This window comes from Marinobacterium profundum (genome assembly GCF_001528745.1).
Classification (GTDB): domain Bacteria; phylum Pseudomonadota; class Gammaproteobacteria; order Pseudomonadales; family Balneatricaceae; genus Marinobacterium_A; species Marinobacterium_A profundum.
Genome location: NZ_BCNS01000124.1, coordinates 38,341 through 55,063 on the forward strand (window position 1 = coordinate 38,341; position 16,723 = coordinate 55,063).

The 16,723-nt window shown below is 58.9% G+C and carries 17 protein-coding genes; 4 read left to right on the forward strand and 13 right to left on the reverse strand.

The window, feature by feature from the left end:
- Positions 1-164: 164 nt before the first annotated feature.
- The 7 genes from MPRO_RS13605 to MPRO_RS13635 form a co-directional block, all read right to left on the reverse strand.
- The gene (locus MPRO_RS13605; RefSeq protein WP_067293464.1) at positions 165-665 is read right to left on the reverse strand and encodes a hypothetical protein; all 501 of its coding nucleotides are present in this window, start codon (positions 663-665) and stop codon (positions 165-167) included.
- 99 nt (positions 666-764) lie between these two features.
- Positions 765-1,703 carry an LLM class oxidoreductase gene (locus MPRO_RS13610; RefSeq protein ID WP_067293468.1) on the reverse strand — a complete coding sequence of 313 codons (939 nt, stop codon included), beginning with the start codon at positions 1,701-1,703 and terminating at the stop codon, positions 765-767.
- Entirely contained in the window at positions 1,700-2,122 is a 423-nt protein-coding gene (locus MPRO_RS13615) for a VOC family protein (protein WP_067293472.1), read from the reverse strand. The genes MPRO_RS13610 and MPRO_RS13615 overlap by 4 nt, the downstream gene beginning before the upstream one ends.
- A 119-nt stretch (positions 2,123-2,241) precedes the next feature.
- Positions 2,242-3,255: a zinc-binding alcohol dehydrogenase family protein gene (locus MPRO_RS13620; RefSeq protein WP_067293476.1), complete on the reverse strand. Its 1,014-nt coding sequence runs from the start codon at positions 3,253-3,255 to the stop codon at positions 2,242-2,244.
- A gap of 95 nt (positions 3,256-3,350) precedes the next feature.
- On the reverse strand, positions 3,351-4,448 hold the full coding sequence (locus tag MPRO_RS13625) for an L-dopachrome tautomerase-related protein (RefSeq protein ID WP_067293479.1): 1,098 nt from the start codon (positions 4,446-4,448) through the stop codon (positions 3,351-3,353).
- Positions 4,449-4,518: 70 nt separating this feature from the next.
- Positions 4,519-5,253, reverse strand: coding sequence for a glycine betaine ABC transporter substrate-binding protein (locus MPRO_RS13630; protein ID WP_067293482.1), 735 nt, complete (start codon positions 5,251-5,253; stop codon positions 4,519-4,521).
- Positions 5,254-5,342: 89 nt separating this feature from the next.
- Positions 5,343-5,633, reverse strand: a complete 291-nt coding sequence (locus MPRO_RS13635; RefSeq protein WP_067293487.1) for a putative quinol monooxygenase — start codon at positions 5,631-5,633, stop codon at positions 5,343-5,345.
- 98 nt (positions 5,634-5,731) lie between these two features.
- Here MPRO_RS13635 and MPRO_RS13640 point away from each other — a divergent pair, with 98 nt between their 5' ends.
- On the forward strand, positions 5,732-6,634 hold the full coding sequence (locus MPRO_RS13640; protein WP_067293490.1) for a LysR family transcriptional regulator: 903 nt from the start codon (positions 5,732-5,734) through the stop codon (positions 6,632-6,634).
- Between the two features lie 263 nt (positions 6,635-6,897).
- On the opposite strand, the gene MPRO_RS13645 is transcribed toward MPRO_RS13640, so the two are convergent.
- Positions 6,898-8,187, reverse strand: a complete 1,290-nt coding sequence (locus MPRO_RS13645) for a tyrosine-type recombinase/integrase (RefSeq protein WP_067293492.1) — start codon at positions 8,185-8,187, stop codon at positions 6,898-6,900.
- 214 nt (positions 8,188-8,401) lie between these two features.
- Between MPRO_RS13645 and MPRO_RS13650 the strand changes: the two genes are divergently transcribed.
- The gene (locus tag MPRO_RS13650) at positions 8,402-8,860 is read left to right on the forward strand and encodes a YHS domain-containing (seleno)protein (RefSeq protein ID WP_067293495.1); all 459 of its coding nucleotides are present in this window, start codon (positions 8,402-8,404) and stop codon (positions 8,858-8,860) included.
- A 174-nt stretch (positions 8,861-9,034) separates the two neighbouring features.
- On the opposite strand, the gene MPRO_RS13655 is transcribed toward MPRO_RS13650, so the two are convergent.
- Complete coding sequence (locus MPRO_RS13655; RefSeq protein WP_067293500.1) at positions 9,035-9,469, reverse strand: VOC family protein; 435 nt, start codon at positions 9,467-9,469, stop codon at positions 9,035-9,037.
- Between the two features lie 240 nt (positions 9,470-9,709).
- Between MPRO_RS13655 and MPRO_RS13660 the strand changes: the two genes are divergently transcribed.
- Positions 9,710-11,269 (forward strand): hypothetical protein, encoded by a 1,560-nt coding sequence (locus tag MPRO_RS13660; RefSeq protein ID WP_158651818.1) that lies wholly within the window; start codon positions 9,710-9,712, stop codon positions 11,267-11,269.
- Positions 11,266-11,967, forward strand: coding sequence for a DUF3047 domain-containing protein (locus MPRO_RS13665; RefSeq protein ID WP_067293506.1), 702 nt, complete (start codon positions 11,266-11,268; stop codon positions 11,965-11,967). Before MPRO_RS13660 ends, MPRO_RS13665 begins: the two co-directional genes overlap by 4 nt.
- Positions 11,968-12,173: 206 nt before the next feature.
- Here the strand turns inward: MPRO_RS13665 and MPRO_RS13670 are convergent, their stop codons facing one another.
- The 4 genes from MPRO_RS13670 to edd are packed head-to-tail and all read right to left on the reverse strand — an operon-like array spanning position 12,174 to position 16,720.
- Positions 12,174-13,052 carry an aldo/keto reductase gene (locus MPRO_RS13670; RefSeq protein WP_067293509.1) on the reverse strand — a complete coding sequence of 293 codons (879 nt, stop codon included), beginning with the start codon at positions 13,050-13,052 and terminating at the stop codon, positions 12,174-12,176.
- 3 nt (positions 13,053-13,055) lie between these two features.
- Positions 13,056-13,925 carry a D-hexose-6-phosphate mutarotase gene (locus tag MPRO_RS13675; protein WP_067293513.1) on the reverse strand — a complete coding sequence of 290 codons (870 nt, stop codon included), beginning with the start codon at positions 13,923-13,925 and terminating at the stop codon, positions 13,056-13,058.
- 6 nt (positions 13,926-13,931) lie between these two features.
- A complete protein-coding gene (gene glk, locus MPRO_RS13680) occupies positions 13,932-14,894 on the reverse strand; it encodes a glucokinase (RefSeq protein ID WP_067293516.1) in 963 nt (320 codons plus the stop codon).
- Positions 14,891-16,720: a phosphogluconate dehydratase gene (gene edd / locus MPRO_RS13685; RefSeq protein ID WP_067293518.1), complete on the reverse strand. Its 1,830-nt coding sequence runs from the start codon at positions 16,718-16,720 to the stop codon at positions 14,891-14,893. Before edd ends, glk begins: the two co-directional genes overlap by 4 nt.
- Positions 16,721-16,723: the final 3 nt, after the last annotated feature.

Here is a 16,723-nt window from a genome sequence, read left to right on the forward strand (position 1 = left end):
AGTGTCATAAACTCAATAACTGTAATTATATACAGTTATTGAGTCGTTTATTGGAACCTGCGTCGTTTAGGGCGATGATGCCATAGGGCTGGATCGGTCAAGCGTCGCCCTTGGATCTTGGTTTTTCTTAATGGGAACGCGCATGGAAGTGTTTGATGAAGAAATCACGGATCAGGGCGATCATCCGCCCTCGTTCTGAAAGTATTTAGCAGTGTGCCAACAGACGCATCCCTGGCTTCGACCAGAAGGCGGGCCAGCTCCTCCCTTCCTTCGTCGAAGCATTGCTCAATATCGAATGCATTGTCGGTGCCGTACAGAATGGACTCCGCTTCTTGCAGTGATTGTTTCTCATCACAATAATCATCGACTTCGAGACCGACCATGACTGTGGTTACCGCAACCGTACCGACGGTTGCGGCCGCGAGTATAGTGCTACCAATACGTTTGGCCGATCGTTTCACCAATCGCTTTGAGGCCGACACCTTTTTCTGCTGGTGCCTGTGTTTCATTTGCTCAACTACCTGCTTTGAACTGCGAAGCTCTTGAAGCGCATCAATAGATGTTGTCGCCAGCCCAAACAAGCCGAGAATGGTGTTCAGGTACAGCGAGGCGACCATCGTTACAGTGGCGAGCGTCATAGAGACGGCCCAGAAGATCTTTTTCATTTGCCGAGTTCCTCGCTTTTTCAGCGATAAAGACGATGCGCAGACCTTCGCCGCTCACTCCTCAGGCAGGAAGCTACTCCGTTGTACCTTTGTGTGACTTTACCGCTTTGGTACAACGAATTCACAGAGTTCATCCAGCACCTCAGCCACCGGTCGCGAGGAGAAGCGCAGGTTGAGGCTGACATGATTGACCCCTATATCGCGCAGCTGTGCCAGATGGGCCAGCAATGCCTTGCGTCCCAGGCGATAACCCAGGTGAATAGGGTTTGGCTGCGTGTTCGGGTCCGCGGTCAGGTCTATATAGAGCGACTGGGAAAAGGGCTTCCAGCCATGTCCGGCTGCCTGCACGGCGCTTTGCCAGGACGACAGCACCTGCCGTTGCTGTTCGATCGGCCTGGGATACATCAGCCAGCCGTCGGCATTGGCTGCAATCCAGTCCAGTGACTGGCGACTGTTACCTGTGACGAACAGCGGAATATCGCCAGCGTGCGCCTTGGGTAATAGCTGTACCTGACGCGAACGGACGGCATCCTGGTTGTCCCAGTGTTCGGGCCTGTGGGTTGTCCTGCGAATAAATTCGAGAGTCTCGCGAAATGCCTCATCACGAGAGTCAAAGGGCGCCTGATAGGCCGAGTATTCAACCGGCCTGTCGCCCGACGCCACTCCCATGATCAGGCGCCCGGCGGACAGCTGATCAACGGAAGCCGCCGCTTTTGCCAGATCAACCGGGCGGCGCAGCGGCAGAATGATGGCGCCTGTACCCAGGGCGATCTGCGCCGTCTGTGCCGCGACATACCCCAGCCAAACCCAGGGATCATACATCTGGCCGGCATCGCCGAAAGACGGATCAAGCAGAGGGACATCCCGCGACCAGAGCGCGGCGAATCCGCCCTCTTCTGCGCGCCTGGCCAGGGTGATCTGATCCAGCATGTTCGGCACCGGGCTGACATAGGCTTCAATCGGAAAATTCAGCCCCAGGGTGAGCTGGCCTTCGCGGTAGACAGAGCCAAAGCCCTGGCCGAATGTGCGATCAATCATGGCTGCGTACTTTCATCGGTAGAGGGCGTGTTGGCGGGTAATTCATCTGCCGGGAAATCGATATGGATGTGGTTTCCATCCGGGTCCCAGACATTGAGCTGGATCAGCTTGATGGGTGTCAAATCCACACGGCGATAGTAAAGCCCCCGTGTTTGCAGCTTCGCTTCGAATGCAGCAGCTCCGGTGGCGCTGAAAGCAAAGTGCTCCAGTTTCAGGCTGGCCTCGGATCCGGTCGCCGGAGCTCCGCCGATACCCACCAGATGTACCACTACAGTGCCACTGGCATAAAGCCAGACGCCCGGAAACGGGAAATTAGGGCGCGGCCCTGTCTGCAGGCCCAGCACCTCGACATACCACCGGGTCATGGCATCGAGCTCTGTGGTGCGGATATTCACATGGTCAAGCTTGCCGATGTGCATGCCTGTCTCCTCCACTTGATCGAGCAAACGCAAAGACCGTTGAATAACGGTTATGGGGTGCCCCTTTATATCCTGAGGGCAGCCGGTGACCCGGCTGCCCTTTCGTCAGAGGCCTGGGTTCAGAAACCTTCGAGTACGATCTTGCCTTTGGCCTTGCCGCTTTCCAGCATGATGTGGGCGCGCTTGATATTCTCTGCGTTGATCAGACCCAGTGTTTCAGTCGCGGTCGACTTGATCTTGCCCGCATCCAGCAGTGCTGCGACCTCGTTGAGAATTTCACCCTGGCGGCCAATGTCTGCCGTGGTGAACAGCGAACGGGTGAACATCAGCTCCCAGTGAATAGACGCCGCCTTGACCTTGAACGGCATGATATCAAAGCTCTCGGGATCGTCGATCAGCCCAAAGCGGCCCTGGGGGGCGATCAGTTCTGCGATCTGGGTCGTATATTGATCCGAATGATTGGTCGAGAACACAAAGCCCGGTGCGCCTAAGCCCAGAGCCTCAATCTGCGCCGGCAGTGGTTGAGTATGATCCACGACGTGATGAGCACCCAGTTCTTTCACCCAGGCCTGAGTTTCAGGGCGGGAGGCGGTGGCGATGATGGTCAGATCCGTCAGGGCGCGCAGCAGCTGGATAGTAATGGAGCCAACACCACCGGCACCGCCGATAATCAGTACGGCAGGTGCTGCACCCGGCACGGGCTCGGTCACGCGCAGGCGATCAAACAGCATCTCGTGGGCGGTCAGGGTTGTGAGTGGCAGTGCCGCGGCTTCGGCGGCCGGCACTGATGTGGGTGCCCTGCCAACAATACGCTCGTCCACCAGGTGGTATTCAGAATTGGTACCCGGGCGGTTGATAGCGCCGGCATACCAGACCTTGTCGCCCGGTTTGAAGCTGGTGGCCTTGTCGCCGATTGCAACAACCTCGCCCACCGCATCCCATCCGAGGACGACAGCTGCGTCACCTTCTGGTGGGCGTCCCTGGCGAATCTTGTAATCCACCGGGTTGACGGAGATAGCCTGAACCTTGACCAGCAAATCATGCCCGGTCGCGGTCGGAGTTTCCATTTCAAAATCAATCAGGGCGTCTGCACGGTCAATAGCGCCTGGAGTCTTGTAGCCAACTGCTTTCATGGTTTTGCTTCCCTTTAGAGGTATCGGGCCGGACCTGGATCAGGCCTGACGGGTTATCGCGTCATGCCAGGGCACAGAGCCCTGGCCGCGTTTGATCAGGGCTTCATCGTCAGGATGAAGTATTGCTTGTCGCTGGCATCCACGCCGCCATTCAGGGCCGGGTGGGTATTGAGCTGATTGGTGGTGATATAGAGGGTACCATCGGGAGCAAAGGCAAAGCCGTCTGCCCAGCGCAGACGTTTGTCATCCTGGGCGATGGTTACAATGGCGTCCGGTGTAGAGCGGGTGATGGCATTGGCTTCAACATCGCCTGAAATCACGCGACCTTCCCCGTCTACGATAAACCCGTCATTCGGTCTCTTGTCGGCATAGCGCTCGATTTTTGCCGCCAGTGCTGCGTCGTTCATGGTGGCATCCGCCAGCGCCGCCGCAGGGATACGGAACACATCACCACCGTTGACGGAGCCGAAATAGACCGAATCGAACGACGGATCGATGCTGATCGCATTCATTGCCAGATGCCAGGGCGACCGGGAATCGCCCTCACCCTTAAACCCCATCAGGGCACCGTTGATGACCAAATCCTGTGCGACAGGCATCAGCTGGCTTTGCGACTCCAATACTCGACGTGCCTTGCCGCTGGCGATATCGACCACGATAAAAGCCGGCTTCATGGCAGAAGCTGGCGCGGTGAACGTCATATCGGCGATATAGATCTTGCCGCGCTGTTCATCAATGACGAAGTCCTGCAGGAACGAAATGGGCAAGCGAGCCTCAGACGGGATTTCAATGAGTTTGTGCAGTTTATCGGCCCTGGTATCCCAGCCCAGAATCTGCGCCGGGCTGTTTTCGGATCCCATGTCCAGAACCCAGACCACACCTTTGCTATCCGTCGCAATGCCGATTGTAGATGCAATACCAACCTCGCCTTTTGCCGGGCCGTCAGCCCAGTCCTGCGTCGGGAATGGTATCTTCGTACCGTCGGGTTTGACTTCAACCACCCGCAGAGCAGGAGCATCGAGCGGCTGCTGGGTGATGATGACCCGGTTGTCGGGCGTCACTGTGATATTGCCCGGCCGTGTGTCGGAAAACTCGGCATAGGTGGTCAATTCTTGTGTCGCTGCCGGGACTGAAGCTGCGGCCATAGCCAGAACCAGCAGCGCGCTTGAGTATTTGGGTTTAAAGAACGTCATGATGTTTTCCTTTGGGTGGTTCCTGGCTCGGCTAAACCGGAGGGTGGATCGACCTGCACGGTTATTGGGTTTAGGTCGAGGCCTGCTGTCGCAAGGCATCTTCGAGGGCACTCAGTCGGGCATTGCCAATATAGAGTTGTGACAATGCCTCCAGCGCTGCACTGCCAATACGCTGGCGAGCATCCTTGCGAACAATCAGTGTTGCCTCATCCTTGCTCCCCAGCAGGCCTTTGGGTTCCTGCAGGGCGCGAATAGGGTAGCGGTTATGCAGAAACTGCGGGTGCCACAACGGGATAACGACCCAGCGCCCCGCTGCTACCGCCGCTTCGTAGCGTTCAAAGCAGTCCGCCTCGCTGCTGGCGCGAAATTCGTAACCCGCGCTATCCAGCCCGTAAGCACCTATCATTGCAGCGGAGAAGCGGCTGATACCCGCACCTGGATTAATGCCCTGAATCAGCCGTTCCATCCGGCGCAGGGCGGGTTCGCGCAGCAGGTCGTCCACCGCAGCTACATCCGTTGCGGGTACATAATCCGGCACGCCCCAGATGCAATAGGGCTCATACAGAACCGTGATTTTGTCCACCTGATCCAGCAGCGGAGCGAGGTAGACTTCATGGCTTGAGGGCAGCCAGGCCGAGGCAAGAATATCTACCTCCCCCCGTGCCAGCATGTCGAACGCAGCTTCGTGCGGCGCACTGGCAAACGCTGTACTGTGGCCATGGGCTTCGAGCACGCGGGCAACTTCAAGCGCGCTGGCCTGATGAAATGACAGGCCGATGTGGCCGATGCGAATCCTGTGCGTCATGGATATTTGTCCTTCTTGCCACGTATTCACCTGGATAATACGGCGAACTTTTGTGGCGGCTTTTGTCGGCACTCAGAGGGGTAGCAGTGCTACGAAATCTGACTTAACTCGTCCAGCGTGAAAGCTTCGACAGCCCCCTGAGTGGCGTCCCGAAAAGCGGCCAGATGGGGCGCTTGCATATGGGCTAACCAAAGTCCACGCGACTCCCAGTTTTCATAAAAGGTAAAGTGACCAGCATCGGCGTTGTTCTGGTACAGAACGTAATTGTTGCAGCCTTTTTCAGCGCGGGTCATTGGGATCAGTTTTTCCAACTCCGCCTTGATCAGCTCGATACTCTCTGGCTTGGCATGGATATTGGCGATAATGGTAAGTTGATTCATGGGGCTGTCTTCTGCTTCAGTGATGAGCCCATAGTAGGACTTCGACCCTGCCGGAAAAACTGGCAGAATAAGAAATGACAATCCGGGAAAGCCGTACAATGTTGCTCGATAACATCGCTCTGTTTCTAACGATCGTAGAAAAAGGCAACCTGTCGGCAGCAGGCCGCGAAGCAGGCCTCTCTGCAACCACGGTTTCAGAGCGGCTGGCCGCGCTGGAAAAACATTACGGCGTGGTTCTGCTGAACCGTACAACCCGCGCCATCAGCCTGACAGAGGAAGGCCGTACCCTCGTCGAAGGCGCCAAGGAGGTTCTGGGAAGCGTTGCCGATCTGGATACCCGTATCCGGCTGGGCGCGCAGACTCTGACAGGCCCCATACGCATCAGCGCCCCAAGCGATATCGGCAGAACGGTGATATCCGATGCCATCAACCGTTTTCTGGTCGAGCATCCGGCGATCAGGGTCGAGCTGCTGGTGTCGGACGGTTTTGTCGATATCGTCGGTGAGGGCATCGACCTTGCGGTGCGTTTCGGCACGGTGATTGACAGCACACTGCGAATAAAAAGCCTTGGTGCGAAACGACGACTGCTGTGTGCAGCACCCCGCTATATCGAAAGCCGAGGCATGCCGAAAACTCCAGCCGACCTTGGCAGCCACAACTGCCTTGTGATGCGCTTTGGCCAGAAGCTGGATAATGTCTGGCATTTCGGTGCCAATACGTCGAAACAGAGCGTCACTGTCCAGGGTGACCGGGTAGCCAATGACGGTGCCCTGGTGCGCCAATGGTGCCTTGAAGGGCACGGTATTATCCTGAAATCAGAACTGGATGTGGGGCCGGATATTAGAGCCGGCCGTCTTGTCGAGCTACTGAAAGACCACGCGGCCCCGGCGACGCCCCTGCAGCTCCTGTTCCCGCCCGCCCGCGCCCAGCCAAGACGGGTACGCGCTTTCGCCGAGTTTCTGGTTACGACCTTTAATAGTATTGATGCTGGCAAGACCTAGTGTACTGCTTCGCCCTAATGGGTGCTTATAGAGCCCGCCAATTTGTGTCCGGCAAGGCGCCGTTCGCCGGTAATAGTGGGGTTCTTGCCAAGAGCGGCAACGCAGTTGGGCGCGAATTGGCGCGCTCCCTTCGGGCGAGCCGCCAGAAGGCCGTCCGCGGTGTTGCATTTCCTCGACATAGGCCCACTATGCCTTCGAAAATGCGCCGTGCGGCCCACCTCCTGGCGACTCGCTAAAAGCGCCTCTAAGAGTGAAGCAGTACACTAGCCTTCCAGCAATCGGTTGAGCGACTTGTTGGCCGCTGACTCGTGCCGCTCCGCCCGGCTGGTATGCAGGTACTGCGAGGTGGTCTCGATGCTGTCGTGCCCTGCATCCGCCTGCACATGTGCCAGGGGCCTGCCATTGAGATTGATATCGTGGGAGATCCCGGTGTGGCGAATGCTGTGCGGCGTCATGGCGCGCATTTCCCTGGCATCCTGCTCAAAACCATCTCGCTGCGCCCGATCGGCGGCCAGTGCAATCACATGGTTTATTTCATCACGCAGCTGTCGGATACCGAGGTTCGCATTGAGCAACCCGACATCGCGCCCTCGCCCCGCGGCGCGGTGGCGAATAAACAGTGGCGTATTGTCGGCCGGTGACGGCAAGTCGGCCAGGCCCAGGTAGCGCCGGTATTGCTTGAGTGCATCCAGCAGTTTTCTGGAGACCGCCACCGTGCGTTTCTTACCGCCCTTGCTGTGCGGGATAAAGTACAGCCAGACCGAGGTTTTGCTGTCGCGCCGGAACTGCCCCATTACCGGGGCAAACCCCGGACGCGCGGCAACTTCAGAGATGCGCAGATAGCATGCATACATCAGGCTGATCAGAAACCGCGTGCGTTGATGCTGCTCAGGATCCGCCAGGGCCAGCTGCTCTGCCGTTTCCATCACGTAAGACCATTGCAGTTCGGTGAAGGCCTTCATTTCCTCCGCATCGCTCATCGAGTGTGCCGGCCCGGCCTTGTAGCGCCCATTCTTGATCAGCATCAGCGCCGGATTACGCTCGGTATATTCTTCCTGGATCAGGTAACCGAAGAAGGACGACAGAATTGCCAGCTTGGTCTTGAGGGCCTTCTCGGTAATACGATACGGCAGGGTTTCACCCTTCTCCCGCTTGCCCAAAAAGGGTCGCCACAGCGGGTTGGGTACGCGCTCATCCAGGAGCTTCGAAACCACGAACTGCGCCACGTTACGGTAGGCAATCAATTCCGCTGGCGGGTGCATGCAGTACTCGACGTAACGATTCATGTGCTGGCGGCGCACGTCCGCCAGGGAGATCTTTGCCACATCAAAACACCACTGCAGGAAGGTCGTCAGTTCGCTGCGGTAGGTTTTGTAGTTGTTCTCGCTGTGGCGTTGCTCCAGCAACCACTCCAGCGCCAGCTCGTAGACGAAGCCGGCATCCGGCACCGACTCCAGCATCACGCGGGTCAGATACTGATTTACATGGGCGTTGGCATCTTCCACATGCGCAATCCCGTCAAACAGCGGCATGGCCGGTGGCATCTCGAGCATCTAAAATTCCGCATATAAAAGGATTAGAATACTATTAAATCATATAGTTAAATAATAGTTCTAAGATATTACATTGATTAAAAAATTCACTACAGAAAGAACTACGCCTGATATGGACAAGACGCCGTGCGACATAGGGCAAGGTTGAGCTGATATATTGAACAGGCTCTGGCAGTGGATCACCACAGACTCCATAACAAAAGGTAGCTCAATCATGCGCCAACTCATTGCAGCCGTATTTTTACTCTTCGCCGTCAGCGTACCAGCAAGTGAGGCGGTCAGTACCAGTCGCTGGGACACAACCGCCATCGGCGGCCACGACACCGTGGCTTACCATGAAGCGGTCACGCGGAAAAATCACCAGCAGATCGCAGGTGAAGAGCGTTTTGAGGTGCAATGGAAGGGTGCCACCTGGCGCTTTGCTTCCCAGGCGTCGGCCGACCGCTTTGCTGCCGATCCCGACCGCTACCGGCCTGAATACAACGGTCACTGCGCCAATGCCCTGAGTCTGGGCGAAGGCCTGATCTCAACCGATGGCACTGTATGGGAATTTTTCGGTGACCAGCTGTTTCTGTTTTATGCCGAACGCGGGCGCCAGCGCTGGCTCAGCGGTAACTGGCAGAGCTACAAGACAGAAGCCGATAGTGCCTGGGACAATCTCAAAATGCGCTGATGGTGGCTGCAGCAATGTGTACGGTGATGACCTGATGCAGCAAGATTAGCCCCGCCTCTGCTGGTCGGCGTATTGATCGGTTTGGCTCGGGACGGAAGTGACTCCGAGCCGCTGATGCGGCTCGAAGCTGATTTGCGATTGAAGCTATGCGCCAAAATCGGCGTCTGGACGACGCTAGCCGGTCTGCTGCTGCAGTTCCACCGGGGCTTCCTGCATATGCTCCTGCGCCATATAGATCAGTTCCCAGACGTGTCCATCCAGATCCTGAAAGCCGTGGCCGTACATGAAGCCGTGATCCTGGGGTTCGTTATAGGTTCGCCCCCCGGCCTGTAGTGCACGTTTGACGAAATCGTCTACCTCGTTACGGCTTTCACAGGTGATGCAAATCAGCACCTCGGAAAAGGTGGAACTGTCACAGATGTTTTTTGGGGAAAAAGCCTGAAAGCGCGCCTCACTGAGCAGCATTACACTCATTTGTGACGAGACCACCATGCAGGTCGCCGACGCATCGCTGAACTGGGGGTTGAAGCCAAACCCCAGATGGGTAAAGAAGTCGACGGCCCGTTCCAGATTTTTCACGGGCAGATTGATATAACTCTGTCTGTTCATGTTGGTCCTGCCTGGCTGCGATATTTATTGTTTGCGTACTCAGGTTCAGATCAGCTATCCGTGGCGTGCGGCCTCCGGTTTTCGCCCACATACCATAGTTGTTCTGAGCGTTTCATACCAGTGCCCAGAATACGACACCTCAACGCCAGTCGCTGACCCGCCATGAAATGCCCCGGACGCACCGACGCCAAACGCGCAAACGAGCTAAAATTTACCCAGTAGACTATCAGGCGATTAACCGTGAAACGCTTGACTCCCACGATCATGATACCCACCTCAGTGACCCGTCCTGCAGACTCCGGTTGCTCTGGGTTTTGTGGTGGAGCTCTCTCACGTCTTGCGCCACAGCGGCGCTCGCCGGCGCTGGCAATGTTGCTGTTACTGCTGGCCGTCAGTGGCTGCTCTCTAGTGCCGATAACAGCGCCGACCCCACCCGGGCTTGATGCCGGCCCACTGGCGCAGTGCCAGTGGCTATTTGAACAGACAGACGCCCGTATAGATCAGGCCGGCGTACAGCATCAGGGTCTGGCACGGATTAGCGGCTTCCCCTATCTGCGCATAAATCGTTTTCTGGCATCCTTTGGCCCGCAGCTCGACTCCCCAGCTGAGATCAAAACCTGGATACAACACTTGGCACAGCTGGATGCACAGGCCCGGCGGCCGGAGTTGTCCAATCTTGCCGGCAACGGGCGGGCGATTATGCCTGCGCCGTTAAATGCCCAGCTTGATGAGTGTCGCACCCGTCTGGTGGCAGACCTGCTGCGCCAGCCAGGGCAACTCCGACACCTGCGCGGGATGGCCTCGGTACCTGATGATTACCGCATCGCCTGGCGCGTTGCGGGGCTTTATCCACTAAGTGCGCCGTTGGTGCTGTATGGCGTCCGGCGCTGGCACGATCAAGCCAGGAGCACCTTTGACCAGCCCTTGGACCAATTAACCGTTGTCGGACAGCTGATGCGCTGGAGCGCACCACCCCTGCAGGAAGATACTTCTGCGCACACCGACAGTTCGCCCGGAGTGACTCGCGATGCCCTGGGTATTCCCCGGCTTGCCCCTGAGCGCCAGGCGCAGCTGTTTGCCCGGTATTCACCGGTCTGGGAGCTGGACGTAGTGGATGCCAACGATGTTATCGGCACTCCGGTCTGGGATAAGGGTCCTGCGTTCGATACCGGCACAGCGACCCAGTATCAACAGCTGTCCTTCACCCGTTTTGGCGACGAAGTGCTGCTGCAGCTGAACTATGTCATCTGGTTTCAGGCCCGCCCGGGCGAAGATATTTATGCCGGGCGTTTCGATGGATTGACCTGGCGCGTTACGCTCGGGCCCGATCTGCAGCCTCTGCTGTACGACAGTATTCACAATTGCGGCTGCTACCACAGTTTTTTCCCTACGCTGTCACTGCAACTGCGCACCGATCTTCCGGAAGCTGGATTTGAACCGCCACTGGTACCGCAAACCGCCCCACCTGGCCCTTTGGTGCTGCGCCTTGAGCATCAACGGCATTTCATTCAGCGCGTCTATGCGCTGGAGGATACCAATCCTGGACAGCCGCTTGTCGTGACGGACTATGCCAGCCTGCTTACGCTGCCCAGCGCCGAGGGGCACCATAGCTTCTTCGGTAACCAGGGTCTGGTGGTCGGTAGCGAAAGGCCGGAGCGCTTTATCCTCTGGCCCATGGGAATTCGCTCCCCCGGCGCCATGCGTCAGTGGGGTCGGCATGCGGTAGCCTTTGTCGGCCGCCGACACTTCGACGACCCTGATCTGATACCCTCACTGTTTGAACGAGTCCCTAAGCCATGATGACCCTGTTGCTAGATCCCCCATCGGCCCCCCTGCTGCCACGGCTACTGGTCGCTGCCCTGCTGGTATCAGCCGCAGGCACCGTTGCTGCCGAACGTATAGATGTGGGGCAGTTCTCCCAAGGCATACTGGATCACTGGGAGGCAGAAGAGTTCTCCGGCATCACCGAATATCATCTCGAGGCCGATGCTGAACACGGCACTGTGCTCGGCGCACAGAGCCAGGGCGCGGCCTCGGGATTGTTTCGCGAGCTAGACCTGGATCTGAATGTCACGCCCTGGCTGCACTGGTCCTGGAAGGTCAATAACTTGCTGCAGGGGGCCGATGAACGCACCAAGGCCGGGGATGACTACCCTGCACGCATCTATGTGGTCTTTTCTGGCGGTATGTTTTTCTGGAAAACCCGGGCGCTGAATTATGTCTGGTCCAGTCATCAGGCCGTCGACACTGAATGGCCCAATGCCTATACCGGCAATGCGCGCATGATTGCGGTGCAATCCGCCGCGACATCGCCGGGCCAGTGGCGCAACGAAGTTCGGGATGTGCGTGCTGACTACCGTCGACAGTTTGGTGAGGAGCCTGGAAAGGTGGCGGCCGTAGCAATCATGACTGATACCGACAATACGGGCCAGACAGCCAAGGCCTGGTATGGCGATATCTGGTTCAGTGAATCGGCAACCAAGACTGTTTCCAAATAGAGGTAATAGGTAGTTAGGTTGTAACGCCGGGCGACGCTATGCCCGCCGGGCTTGAGCGCGACTGAAAATGAAGGCCTGCAAGCTATTAATAATCGTTTGTAAACAGATGTTTGCGTAAACTAGCGAAGGTCATTTGGCATCTTTAAATACCGGAACCAAGTCTTTGAGTAAGGCTCTAAGGTATCCCGCAGACCCCGTCCCTGGGCTCAGGGTACGCGCTGCCCTCGCGCCATTTCCAGTAATGCGAACCAGTCCGAGCGCTGCATTTCGTAACGACAACCCGCCAGCGCATCGCTAATTCGCGCCTCATTAAGGCTGCCGAGAACCGGTACTGGTGCGCCCGGAATGCGACGCAACCAGGCCATGGCCAGTCCGGCTGGGCCGCAACCCACCTTCTCCGCCAACTCATGCAGCAGCACCCCAAGCCCTTCCTCCTCGAGTCGACCCCCAGCCAGTGGTGACCAGGCCAGCATTTGTAAACCATCGTGCTGCATGGCTTCGCTGGTGCCGTCAAACAGAGGTGCACTCATGCGCATGGACAGTTCGAGCTGGTTGCAGCTCAGGCGACTGCCCAGAGCCTGCTGCAGCAGACGCCATTGCGAAGGATTGAAATTGGAAACACCGATCTGCGCCACCTTGCCGCTTTGCAAAAGGCGCTCCAGCGCCCTGGCGGTGGGCTCAACGTCCATCAGCGGATCCGGCCGGTGCAGCAAAAACATGTCGAGCCGCTCAACGCCCAGACGCTGCAGGCTGCCATTGACCGAGGCTTCGAGGTAGTCCGGGGAACTGTCGTAATGGGTGACATTCCAGGATGAGTTGTCCCGCGGCACCCGGATGATATCCGCCTTGCTGATCAGGCAAACCCGGGATTTCAGCGCCGGGGACTGCGCCAGGGCAGCGCCGAACAGGGCTTCGCAGCGACCGTCACCGTAGATATCGGCATGGTCGAACCAGTGCAGCCCCTGCTCGAGGCGCCGCTCAATCCAGCCGGCCAGCGCGGGGGCTTCGTGCAGCGACTTCTGCTCGTGCAGACGCATCATGCCCAGCACCAGCGGCGTATCCACCGCCCTGTTCAACTCTGCCATGTTCTACTCCTGGATCGATATAAGGGTCCCCAGACGGTGCTGCTGGCCCGGCAACAGCTGAACCGGATCGACAAAGGTGTTCGCCGCCTCAACGCAGACAAACGCCGTCTGCTGCGCCAGCCCCACATCCACGATGGGCTCGGCGGCATCGCCGGGGTTCCACACCACGGTTGAGCCACTGCCGGTCTTGCCAATGTTGAGGCAACGCCGCGCGCCAGTATCCTGTACCTCTGTGACCGCATCATGACGATAGATGCGATCCGTGGCCTGGCGGATCAAAAGCGGCCCCGCCTGGTGACAGAGGGCGCCCTGCTGCAGCTTGTCGCGGTATTCACACCCCTGCAGGCCATCCAGCACTATCTGATTCACATCCGACACCGCCAGGTAACTGTGCAGCGCCTGGCTCAGCAGTATAGGTCTGTCGGTCGGGTTTCGGGTTTCGATACTTACCTGCAGAGCGCCTCCACTCACCTCAACGGTCACATGGGGCACCAGGGCCGTGTCCAAAGCCGCCGCTGGCTGCAGCGACAGGCTCGCGCCCTCTGAAGTGCAGGCATTCACCTCGATATCCCAGAGCGCGGTACGTGCAAGACCATGGAAGGGCCGCGACGCATCGTCCGGGTGCGCCGCAAACCAGGGCCAGCACAGCGGGATGCCGCCTCGAATAGGCGCCGGTGCCGGCTGTACGCAGTCACTCAACCACAGCACCGGTTGCTTGCCACTGGGGCGAAAATGCAGCACCTGAGCGCCCTGGCGCGACAGCGCCAGCTCACCCCAACTCTGGCGTATCAGCAGCAGCGAAAAACCGTTCAGGCTGACATCCTGAATACCATGGGGCATGTCCTGCAGCAGCGCCCTGAGTTCCTTGTTCATGCCGTTTTATCCTTTTACCAACGAGTTATCGAGTCCCGCCGCGGCACCCAGCAAGCCCGGGTACTCGGCGGTGCAGAGCCATACCGGCACCTTGGTCATGTAGTCCTGGAAGCGCCCCTTGGCCTCAAAGCCGGCACGAAAAGCACTGGACAGCAGGAAGTCCTGCATGCGCGGCAGGATACCACCGCACAGGTACACCCCGCCCCGCCCACCGACGGTCAGCACCGCATCGCCGGCCTGCTCGCCGAGAATGCGACAGAAGCGCGCCAGCGTCTCGGTGGCCAGCTCATCTCCCGCCAGCCCCGCGGCGGTCACATCCGCAGGGCATGTCAGGGGCGCTGGCAGCGAGCGGTACTGGGCGATGGCGCGGTAGAGGTTTACCATCCCCTGGCCGCACAGAATGCGCTCGACCGACACCCGACCGAACTGATCGCCCAAACTGCGCCAGATCGCCACTTCAAGCTCGTCCGTCGGCGCAAAGCTGACATGACCACCTTCGGTAGACAACGGCACCCACTCATCCCCGGCCGGTACCAGCGCCGAAACACCCAGCCCGGTGCCGGGACCAATCACCAGCCGGGTGCTGCCGGCCAGGCTTTCGCCGCCGCCGATGGCAACCAGCTCATGGGGCTGAACATGCAGCATGCCCAGCGCCATGGCGGTAAAGTCATTCAGCAGCCGGAACTGATCCAGCCCCAGGGTGTGCTGCATCGCCGAACGACTGAAGGCCCAGTGGTTGTTGGTCATGCGGATCTGCTCATCCTGCACCGGGCAGGCGAAGGCGAGACAGGCCCGCCGGACACCCTCCAGGCCCACCTCGGCGAGGTAGGCGTTGCAGGCAGTATCCAGATTGTCGTAATCGGCACAGGCCAGCGTGCGAATATGCTCCAGCTCGACGCTGCCAGGCTTCACCAGTGCAAGACGCGCATTGGTGCCGCCGATATCGCCAACCAGCGCATACTCACTCATGCATGGCTCTCCTCTTGGAAAAAGATGCTGGCACCTTCTTCTGCACCGCTGACCTGTTTGCGCAACGGTGCGAAGAGTTCACGCCCCATGCCCTGGTGATGACCGAGCATCTCGCTGGCGGGCGCCGCTTCACGGGCGGCGAATTCGGCGGCATCCAGCAGCAACTCGAGACTGCCACTGCGTGCATCCAGGCGCACCAGGTCACCGCTGCGAACCCGGGCCAGCGGGCCGCCGTTCGCCGCTTCCGGCCAGACGTGAATGGCCGCCGGCACCTTGCCGGAAGCACCGGACATGCGCCCGTCGGTGACCAGCGCCACCTTGAAACCGCGATCCTGCAGCGTACCCAGGTAAGGTGTCAGCTTGTGCAGTTCGGGCATGCCGATCGCCTTGGGCCCCTGGTAACGCACCACCGCAACAAAGTCCTTGTCCAGCTCGCCCCGTTTGAAGGCATCGGCCACCTGGTCCTGGTCGTCAAACACCAGCGCCGGTGCTTCAACCACCTGGTGCTCGGCGGCGACCGCGGAAATCTTGATAACACCCCGGCCCAGGTTGCCCTTGAGCAGCTTGAGGCCACCGTTGGAACTGAAGGGTTCTGCGGTGCCGCGCAGCACGGCGGGATCCAGCGACTCGGTCGCGCCCTGGCGCCACACCAGCTTGCCGTCCTCCAGGAAAGGCTCCTGGGTGTAGTGGGACATACCCTCACCCATCACCGTGACGACATCTTCATGCATGAAACCTGCGGCCAGCAGCTCGCGCACCAGGAACGCAGTACCGCCGGCGGCCTGGAAGTGGTTGATGTCGGCTTCGCCATTGGGGTAGATACGTGCCAGCAGCGGCACCACATCGGACAGATCGGAGAAGTCATCCCAGTTGATAATGATGCCGGCCGCGCGGGCCACGGCAATCATGTGCATGGTGTGGTTGGTCGAACCGCCGGTTGCCAGCAGCGCCACCAGGCCGTTGACGATGGCTTTCTCGTTCACGACTTCGTACAGCGGGGTAAAGCGGCCGTTCTGTTCGGTAAGGCGCACCGCCCGGCGGGCCGACTCGCGGGTCAGGGCTTCGCGCAGGTTCGTACCCGGATTTACAAAGGATGAACCGGGCAGGTGCAGGCCCATCAGCTCGACCACCAGCTGGTTGGTGTTGGCCGTACCGTAAAAGGTGCAGGTGCCGGCGCTGTGGTACGAACTCGACTCGCAATCGAGTAGCGCATCACGGCCGACCTTGCCTTCGGCATAGAGCTGGCGGATGCGGGCTTTTTCCTTGTTGGGCAGGCCGCTGGGCATCGGGCCCGCCGGCACCAACAGGGTCGGCAGATGTCCAAAACTCAGGGCACCCATCAGCAGTCCCGGCACGATCTTGTCGCAGATGCCAAGATAGAGTGCAGCATCAAACATGTTGTGGGACAGGGATACGGCGGTGGACATGGCAATGACATCACGGCTGAACAGGCTCAGCTCCATACCGGGCTGGCCCTGGGTGACGCCGTCACACATGGCCGGAACACCGCCGGCAACCTGGGCCACGGAGCCGAGCTCACGCACCGCGGTACGGATTTTTTCGGGGTAGTCTTCATAGGGCTGGTGCGCCGACAGCATGTCGTTGTAGGCGGTAACGATGCCAACATTGACCGCGTTGGTCATTTTCAGCGCCTGCTTGTCGCTCGCGCCACAGGCTGCAAACCCATGGGCCTGGTTGCCACAGGACAGGGCACTGCGATGCACGCCCTTCTCCTCGGCCGCCTTCATGCGACTGATGTAGGCATCACGGCTATCCTTGCTGCGGGCGATGATCCGTGCGGTGACTTGCTCGACGGTGGAATGCATGGC

What these genes read in the sequence shown, in the direction of transcription:
- MPRO_RS13665 (WP_067293506.1), top strand. Translation starts at nt 11,266, where the DNA reads ATGATGACCCTGTTGCTAGATCCCCCATCGGCCCCCCTGCTGCCACGG.
- MPRO_RS13630 (WP_067293482.1), bottom strand. Translation starts at nt 5,253, where the DNA reads ATGACGCACAGGATTCGCATCGGCCACATCGGCCTGTCATTTCATCAG.
- MPRO_RS13605 (WP_067293464.1), bottom strand. Translation starts at nt 665, where the DNA reads ATGAAAAAGATCTTCTGGGCCGTCTCTATGACGCTCGCCACTGTAACG.
- MPRO_RS13670 (WP_067293509.1), bottom strand. Translation starts at nt 13,052, where the DNA reads ATGGCAGAGTTGAACAGGGCGGTGGATACGCCGCTGGTGCTGGGCATG.
- MPRO_RS13650 (WP_067293495.1), top strand. Translation starts at nt 8,402, where the DNA reads ATGCGCCAACTCATTGCAGCCGTATTTTTACTCTTCGCCGTCAGCGTA.
- edd (WP_067293518.1), bottom strand. Translation starts at nt 16,720, where the DNA reads ATGCATTCCACCGTCGAGCAAGTCACCGCACGGATCATCGCCCGCAGC.
- MPRO_RS13635 (WP_067293487.1), bottom strand. Translation starts at nt 5,633, where the DNA reads ATGAATCAACTTACCATTATCGCCAATATCCATGCCAAGCCAGAGAGT.
- MPRO_RS13675 (WP_067293513.1), bottom strand. Translation starts at nt 13,925, where the DNA reads ATGAACAAGGAACTCAGGGCGCTGCTGCAGGACATGCCCCATGGTATT.
- MPRO_RS13615 (WP_067293472.1), bottom strand. Translation starts at nt 2,122, where the DNA reads ATGCACATCGGCAAGCTTGACCATGTGAATATCCGCACCACAGAGCTC.
- glk (WP_067293516.1), bottom strand. Translation starts at nt 14,894, where the DNA reads ATGAGTGAGTATGCGCTGGTTGGCGATATCGGCGGCACCAATGCGCGT.
- MPRO_RS13620 (WP_067293476.1), bottom strand. Translation starts at nt 3,255, where the DNA reads ATGAAAGCAGTTGGCTACAAGACTCCAGGCGCTATTGACCGTGCAGAC.
- MPRO_RS13610 (WP_067293468.1), bottom strand. Translation starts at nt 1,703, where the DNA reads ATGATTGATCGCACATTCGGCCAGGGCTTTGGCTCTGTCTACCGCGAA.
- MPRO_RS13625 (WP_067293479.1), bottom strand. Translation starts at nt 4,448, where the DNA reads ATGACGTTCTTTAAACCCAAATACTCAAGCGCGCTGCTGGTTCTGGCT.
- MPRO_RS13655 (WP_067293500.1), bottom strand. Translation starts at nt 9,469, where the DNA reads ATGAACAGACAGAGTTATATCAATCTGCCCGTGAAAAATCTGGAACGG.
- MPRO_RS13645 (WP_067293492.1), bottom strand. Translation starts at nt 8,187, where the DNA reads ATGCTCGAGATGCCACCGGCCATGCCGCTGTTTGACGGGATTGCGCAT.
- MPRO_RS13640 (WP_067293490.1), top strand. Translation starts at nt 5,732, where the DNA reads ATGTTGCTCGATAACATCGCTCTGTTTCTAACGATCGTAGAAAAAGGC.